The sequence below is a fragment of the Arthrobacter sp. 10T413_2 genome, from assembly GCF_056394205.1.
Genome location: NZ_JBFTHK010000227.1, coordinates 1 through 5,645 on the forward strand (window position 1 = coordinate 1; position 5,645 = coordinate 5,645).

At 68.2% G+C, this 5,645-nt stretch carries 5 protein-coding genes and 1 riboswitch; of the genes, 3 read left to right on the top strand and 2 right to left on the bottom strand.

Features of this window, described 5'->3' with window-relative positions; translation table 11 throughout:
• Positions 1-427 (bottom strand): FAD-dependent oxidoreductase (locus AC1DBQ_RS21105; RefSeq protein WP_476930372.1); only part of this gene is annotated, 427 nt, incomplete at its 3' end.
• A riboswitch (TPP riboswitch) is annotated at positions 421-541 on the bottom strand. It overlaps the preceding gene by 7 nt.
• Positions 542-567: 26 nt before the next feature.
• Here AC1DBQ_RS21105 and thiE point away from each other — a divergent pair.
• Positions 568-1,275 carry a thiamine phosphate synthase gene (gene thiE, locus AC1DBQ_RS21110; protein WP_476930373.1) on the top strand — a complete coding sequence of 236 codons (708 nt, stop codon included), beginning with the start codon at positions 568-570 and terminating at the stop codon, positions 1,273-1,275.
• 35 nt (positions 1,276-1,310) lie between these two features.
• Here thiE and AC1DBQ_RS21115 read toward each other — a convergent pair whose 3' ends face one another.
• Positions 1,311-1,982 (bottom strand): ferritin-like fold-containing protein, encoded by a 672-nt coding sequence (locus AC1DBQ_RS21115; RefSeq protein WP_476930374.1) that lies wholly within the window; start codon positions 1,980-1,982, stop codon positions 1,311-1,313.
• A 41-nt stretch (positions 1,983-2,023) separates the two neighbouring features.
• On the opposite strand from AC1DBQ_RS21115, the gene AC1DBQ_RS21120 reads away from it, so the two are divergent.
• Entirely contained in the window at positions 2,024-3,538 is a 1,515-nt protein-coding gene (locus tag AC1DBQ_RS21120) for an RNB domain-containing ribonuclease (RefSeq protein ID WP_476930375.1), read from the top strand.
• A 304-nt stretch (positions 3,539-3,842) separates the two neighbouring features.
• Positions 3,843-5,597, top strand: a complete 1,755-nt coding sequence (locus tag AC1DBQ_RS21125) for a DEAD/DEAH box helicase (RefSeq protein ID WP_476930376.1) — start codon at positions 3,843-3,845, stop codon at positions 5,595-5,597.
• Positions 5,598-5,645 lie beyond the last annotated feature (48 nt).

Genomic DNA, 5,645 nt, shown 5'->3' on the forward strand with positions numbered 1-5,645 from the left:
AACCGGTACCGGACCAGGCCCGGGATCCCGGGCCGCTGGCGGCACCGGCATCTGCGTCGATCCCGGCCCCTGCKTCGATCCCGGCCACGAAGGCGGGCCACAGCCGGGAGGACTCGAGCATCAGTTCCAGGAGCTGTTMTTCCTGGTAGTGCAGTTCGCTGACGGGGGCCAGCATTCCGGCGGCGGCCCAGCTGGCCCCGCTGCCGGGCGCGTCATCGATCAACACCACGGACCGGCCCGCACGGCTGGCCTCGAACGCGATGCCGTGGCCGATCACCCCGCCGCCGATCACCGCAACGTCAACAGCGACGTCCTGTGCGGGTGTGTCCTGTGCGGTGAGGTCCTCTGCGGAACCGGGGTCCGTGTCACAAACCCGGGAAGCGGCGTCATCTGCGGCTTCGGCTTCACGGCTGGCTTTTGTGCCCATAAAAAATTCCTTCCCTACGCCGGTACTAGCCGGATCAGGTCAAGCGGTCGGCTCTGACGCCCTCTCAGCCGTGCAGCGACGACGTGGCTGCTGCGGGCTCCCGCGGTATGCGCCCAGTTTAGAGGAACTAGGCTGGTGTCATGAGCCAGGACTCCCTCCACACCACCGCCCGCCTCTACTTGTGCACCGACGCCCGGCAGGACCGTGGCGACTTCGAGGACTTTGTGGACGCCGCATTCGCCGGCGGGGTGGACATCATCCAGCTGCGCGACAAGTCGCTTGAGGCGGCCGAGGAACTGGAACTCCTCGAGGTCCTGCACGGCGCAGCGCAGCGGCACGGACGGCTTTGGGCCGTCAATGACCGGGCGGACATCGCCTCTTTGTCCGGGTCTCCGGTGTTCCACATCGGGCAGAAGGATATTTCGCTCGACGCCGCCCGCGGCCTCCTCGGCAAGAACACCGTGGTCGGATTGTCCACCCACAGCCCGGAGCAGGTGGACGCCGCCATTGCGTCCTCCCCCGGTCGCAAAGGACTCGACTACTTCTGCGTGGGACCCGTGTGGGCCACTCCCACCAAGCCTGGACGCGCCGCCGTCGGCCTCGACCTGGTGCGTTACGCCGCCCAGGCGACCGGCCAGGCGGATGGGGAGGGAACCGGCAAGGTCGACGGCCCGGTCGAAAGCCTGTTGCCGTGGTTCGCGATCGGCGGCATCGACCTCGGCAATGTTGAGCAGGTAGTCGACGCCGGTGCCCGCCGGATCGTCGTGGTCCGGGCAATCACCGACGCCGATGATCCGGCCCACGCAGCCGGCGCACTGCTGGCGGCGCTGGACGCCGCCGATTCMTAAACAGGTTCCGGTCGGATTTCCGCCCGGCGGCGGAGCTACCCCGCGAGTMCCAGCGCGGCCATCCGGCGCGAGTGGTTTGTGGCGAGTTCGGCCGTCAGAGCCCTGACCAGTTCCCTGGCGCCGGCGTCGTCCAGGCCTGAGAGGCCGCCAAGGAAGGCGTGTTCGAGACTGACCCGCTGGGCCTGGGTCAGTGCCTCGCCCAGCAGGCGCCTGGCCCACAGCGCCAGGCGCGACGCCAGCCGCGGGTCATCGGCCAGGGCCGCCTTGAGCCGCTCCCGCAGCACGGCCGTGGCCTCCCCGGCGGACTGGATCTGCTCGATCAGTTCCCGGGTCGCGGCGTCGACGTGCCGGGCGACGGCACGGTAGAAGTCCGCGGAGACGGTGTCGATCACGTAGGCCTTCATGAGGGATTCGAACCAGTCCGCCGGGCGCGTGCGCTCATGGAAGTGGTCCACGGACGGCTGGAACGGCAGCATGGCGGCCTCCGTGTCCAGGCCCATGGCCTCAAGCCTGGCCCGGACGAGTTCGTAGTGCTGGAACTCGACCACCGCGATCCTGCCCAGCACCGCACGGTCATGCAGCGTGGGTGAATAGCGGGCATCCGAGGACAGCCGTTCGAAGGCCGAAAGCTCGCCGTACGCCATCACTCCCAGCAGATCCATGAGGAAGCTGTTGTAGCGGGCAGGATCGTCCGGGATGGGGCTCATAATCCAAGACTAATAGCGGAAATCGGGCTAACCTGATTTTCGTGTCCCATCATCGCCTGACCCCGAGTATCCACGAGCAGCAGAACCAGCTTGCCGGGGCTCTCAAGGCGTTGCGCACCACGCTGGAACTGCCCGGCCCGTTCCCCCGGGACGTGCTGCGTGACGCGCAGGCGGCGGTGGCCGAGCACAAGCTGCCGGACCTGGACTTCACCCATGTCGAGTTCGTGACGATCGATCCGGCGTCCTCCACCGACCTCGACCAGGCGCTGTTTATCGAGCGCAACGGCGAGGGCTACAACGTGCTTTACGCCATCGCCGATGTCCCGTCCTTCGTCGCTCCGGGAGGGGCGCTCGACGCCGAGACCCGCCGCCGCGGCCAGACCTTCTACACCCCGGACGGGCGGATCCCGCTGCATCCGGAGGTCATCAGCGAGGCTGCCGGTAGCCTGCTCGCCGGGCAGCTGTGCGCGGCATTCGTCTGGGAGTTCGAACTCGACGCCGCGGCGGAGGTGACCTCGGTGCTGGTGCGCCGGGCCCAGGTCCGCAGCCGCGCGAAGCTCAGCTACAAGGGGGTMCAGGCAGAGCTCGACGCCGGCACCGCAACGCCCATGCTGCAGCTGCTGAAGGAGGTGGGCATCAAGCGCGTGGAGTTGGAACGCCTCCGCGGCGGCGCGAGCCTGAACATGCCCGAACAGGAGATCCAGCAGCTGCCCGACGGCGGCTACCGGATCGTGGCGGCCCCGCCGCTTCCGGTGGAGGACTGGAACGCCCAGATTTCCCTCATGACCGGGATGGCGGCGGCCGGGCTGATGCTCCAGGGCAAGGTCGGCATCCTGCGCACGATGCCAGCTCCGGACGAGGCGTCGCTGCGGCACTTCCACCGCCAGACCCACGCTCTCGGCAAGCCCTKGGACGGCGAAACGCCCTACGGCGAGTACCTGCGGACCCTCGACCCCACGGATCCCCGGCAGCTGGCCATCGTGCACTCGGCCGGCATGCTCTTCCGCGGGGCCGGCTACACGCCCTTCGACGGCACAGTGCCGCGGGCCGCCATGCAGTCCGCCATCGGCGCGGCCTACGCCCACTCCACCGCGCCGCTGCGGCGGCTGATCGACCGCTTCGTGCTGGTGATCTGCGAGGCCCTGAGCAACGGCACCGAGGTTCCGTCCTGGGCCCGGGAAGCCTTGCCGTCCCTCCCCGCCATCATGGCCACCTCCGACCAACTGGCCGCACGACTGGAGCGGCTCGCACTGGACACCGTGGAAGCAGCGCTGCTCGTCAACCACGTCGGCCAGGAGTTCGACGCCGTCGTGATCTCCGGCTCCAAACCGGCAAAGAGCGCCAGCGTCAGCGGCAGCAGCAGCAGCAGCAGCAGCAACGGTAACGGCGGCAAGTCCAACGGCAACGGGAACGGGCCGTCCGGAATCGTGCAGATCGCCGAGCCCGCGGTGACCGCACGGTGCCCCGGCGAGCTCGAACCGGGCACTCAGGTCCGGGTCCGGGTGGTGTCCTCGGACATCGCCACACGCGAAATCCGGCTGGAGCTGGTCGGCTGACGGACCGTCGCCGGKACCCACTCCGCGGCGCGATCGCGGCTCCAGTCGAGGTTCCGGGCCTCGTACAGCTAGACTGGAGAGGTAGATATGGATGCCCGGTCGTTGATTTCCATGATTTTCGAATTCAACAAGCCCGCCCCTACGCGATCTTGAGATACACCCGCTGGTCCCCAGTGCCAGCATTTAGATAGCCCGCGATCGGCTTCCACTGGAATTGCTTGCGCGCCTGAGCGTGCTCCGGAACGGCCACKGCCGGCCCCGTTGAGCAAGCAGCGCAGCCCAAAATGAATAAGGAAACTCACCTGTGAGTGAATTGCACACGCACCAGCTTCTGACCGATGAGTCGGGCACGGAGACCATCGAGCCCGAAGAAACCATCATTTCGGACGAAAAGCCGCACGAGATTGCCGAAAAGACGTTCGCCGATTACAACGTCCGCGCGGACATTGTCGAGTCCTTKGCCGACGCCGGCATCACCCACCCCTTCCCGATCCAGGCAATGACGCTGCCGGTCGCCCTGGCCGGGCATGACATCATCGGCCAGGCCAAGACCGGCACGGGCAAAACCCTTGGCTTCGGCATCCCGGCGCTGCAGCGCGTCGTTGGCCGCGACGACGCCGGCTTCGACAAGCTGGCCGTGCCCGGCGCCCCGCAGGCCCTGGTGATCGTGCCCACCCGCGAACTCGCCGTCCAGGTCGCCAAGGACCTCGAGAACGCGGCCAAGAAGCGCAACGCCCGTATCGCCACCATTTACGGCGGCCGGGCCTACGAGCCTCAGGTCGATGCCCTGCAGAAGGGCGTCGAGATCGTCGTCGGCACCCCCGGCCGCCTGATCGACCTCTACAAGCAGAAACACCTGAGCCTGAAGAACGTCAAGATCGTCATCCTCGACGAGGCCGACGAAATGCTGGACCTCGGGTTCCTGCCGGACGTCGAAACCCTGATCGCCGGTACCCCCGCGGTTCGCCAGACGCTCCTGTTCTCGGCCACGATGCCCGGCCCGGTCATCGCCATGGCCCGCCGCTACATGACCCAGCCGACCCACATCCGCGCCGCGGACCCGGACGACGAAGGCCTGACCAAGCGCGACATCCGCCAGCTGATCTACCGTGCCCACAGCATGGACAAGGTCGAAGTTGTTGCCCGGATCCTGCAGGCCCGCGGACGCGGCCGCACCATCATCTTCACCAAGACCAAGCGAACCGCTGCCAAGGTKGCCGAGGAACTCGTGGACCGCGGTTTCGCGGCTGCCGCGATCCACGGCGACCTCGGCCAGGGCGCCCGCGAACAGGCGCTGCGCGCCTTCCGTAACAACAAGGTKGACGTCCTCGTGKCCACCGACGTCGCCGCCCGCGGCATCGACGTCGACGACGTCACGCACGTGATCAACTACCAGTGCGTCGAGGACGAGAAGATCTACCTGCACCGCGTCGGCCGCACCGGCCGCGCCGGCAACAAGGGCACCGCTGTCACCTTTGTCKACTGGGATGACATGCCGCGCTGGGGGCTCATCAACAAGGCCTTGGGCCTGAACTTCCCCGAGCCCGTGGAAACTTACTCCTCCTCGCCGCACCTGTTCGAGGAACTCGACATCCCCGAGGGCACCAAGGGCCGCCTGCCCCGCGACAAGCGCGTGCTGGCCGGCGTCGACGCGGAGGTTCTTGAGGACCTCGGCGAGACCGGCAAGAAGAACACCCGCAGCAGTGCAAAGGACAGCGGAAGGGACGGCAGCCGTGAAGGCAGCCGCACCGGCGCCCGCGAAGGCAACCGCACCGCMAGCCGTGAAGGCAGCCGCAGCKGCAGCCGGGACACGCGCCGCAGCGGCGCCGAGGCAGKCGGACGCTCCGGCGACCGCCGTCGTCGTCCCGCCGATGCMGAAGCCGCTACCGTTTCCACTGCCGGCGGGCAGGGCCCCGAGGCTGCTGCCGGCGCCGCGGCGGCGAAGGCCCCGACCGAGGTGGACCGTGCAACCCGTGCGCGTCGCCGCACCCGTACGCGCCGACGTAACGGTGAAGTAGTGGCCGGCGGCGACGCACAGCCGAGCGGCGCCGAGGCCTAATCCCCTCCATGACTGACACCGTCTGGGCGCCGGACGGCAGCAACCTGG